This is a genomic window from Bacillus sp. 123MFChir2 (assembly GCF_000383235.1).
GTDB lineage: Bacteria > Bacillota > Bacilli > Bacillales > Bacillaceae_G > Bacillus_A.
The window spans coordinates 1-1,699 of record NZ_KB911028.1; the positions used below are offsets into that span (position 1 = coordinate 1).

Sequence of the window (1,699 nt, forward strand, 5' to 3'; positions counted from 1 at the left end):
TGCCAGGCAAAAACCTAAGTCAATATGACTTAGGTTTTTTTGTGTTTATATATTATAACTACTCAGTCATCCTATGAAAAACCGATAGAAAAGCACTTTTTTAAATGGGCGAGAGGGAGTGGTTATGCATAGAAGCGGTCAGTGCCTTTTCTTGCCACACGCAAAATTTAAAACAAAGATAGAGAGCAAGTAGCGTCCATGTTTTGTTCCGCATAGTAACGACTTATATGTTAAAAAATCAATTTGTATTTATATATAAAAGAAAGGTTATGATTCTCAGTTAAAAGGACGTGGAAAGATTACATTTGAAGATTTATAGCACTATAGTAATCATCAAAATATGGAGTTGTTAGAATGGATAAAAATTTATCTTAACTTGATGGGCATGTATGGTGACCCCTAATAATAAAAAGATAAAGTGAAACTTTAATCAGTGGGAGGTTTCTTCATTCCCCACTGATTATTAGCCCTCACCAATCGGGCTTTTACGGGCAGTTTACCTCCCACATCACTTCTTTGCTTTCGCCGAGTTTTGAGGTGGGAGTATTACTGTCCGTTAATGTGGGATAAAAAAACAGAAGTTTAAACCGGACTTCTGTTTTTCAATGTTCTATCAAATTGTAAAAAGTAAAAAATTTGCGGCTGATGTGCTAAAGATTGAGATGCATATGTTTCATAATTTTCCCTAATAGTGCTACTTATGAACAATGTCCTGCCACAAGATTAAACACAACCTTAAAACTTCTAATATAGAGTATATTGTTTACGCATATTTATTTACAACTTAAACTAACTACAGTAGCAATAGATTGTGCTGCCTGTTCCCAGCTTCCATCTATAATTCTTCCAAGTTGCTGACCAAGTGTATTTAAATCATTTGGATTAACGGGAATCCCATTATATGCAGCAATAATTGATAAAAGTGGAGCCACAACTGGTGTCAAACCACCTCTATCAATATTATATTTAGGCCCATCTATTACCTTTCCATCTTGTACTATAAACTCATAATAAAATTGATCATCTGGACGATAACTTATATGATGAGAAATTTTTCCCTTAACATATATCTTTCCTTCTCCTAGATTTGCTACTTCTACTTCTTTTACATTAAATTCATGATCAAATATTTTTAATTTTTTTACTTCAGGCCCATGTAACGCAGCGTTAACAGCTGTCTCCAAATTATTCTTTCCAAAAGGTTGAATATTAATAGTTTTTGATTCCACTTGTTGAATAGAACCTTCTGTTTCTGCAGCAAGCACTGATGTAGATGGTATTACTCCTGTAGCTAACGTTGCTGCAAGAGCGGTTGACATTACTAATTTACGTTTCATTTTCATAGTTTTCTTCCTCCTTTTTAATATATGGTATATAACCTTTTAAATACTGACGTGGTATATTATTTTATATCATAATATACACATACTACAATTTTGTTAGTGTAGTTTTTTGCTCCTTTTGTGATCATACCAATTACATCTTTATTAAAACATTAAATTTTTAATTCGTAAATATATAAATACAAATTGAAAAAATGACATAAAAACCATTTTTTAGGGAAGGAGACCAGAGCAACTGGCCATGCATAGAAGCGGTCAGTGCCTTTTCCTGCCACGTGCAAAGTTTAAAACAAAGGTAGAAAGCAAGTAGCGGCCATGTTTTGTTCTGCATAGCAGCGACTTAGATGTTAAAAAGT

Annotated in this window: 1 protein-coding gene; it reads right to left on the reverse strand. The window is 33.3% G+C overall.

Going from position 1 to position 1,699, the window contains the following annotated elements; genetic code table 11:
- Positions 1–773 precede the first annotated feature (773 nt).
- Positions 774–1,343 carry a hypothetical protein gene (locus H280_RS0122840; RefSeq protein ID WP_020063407.1) on the reverse strand — a complete coding sequence of 190 codons (570 nt, stop codon included), beginning with the start codon at positions 1,341–1,343 and terminating at the stop codon, positions 774–776.
- Positions 1,344–1,699: the final 356 nt, after the last annotated feature.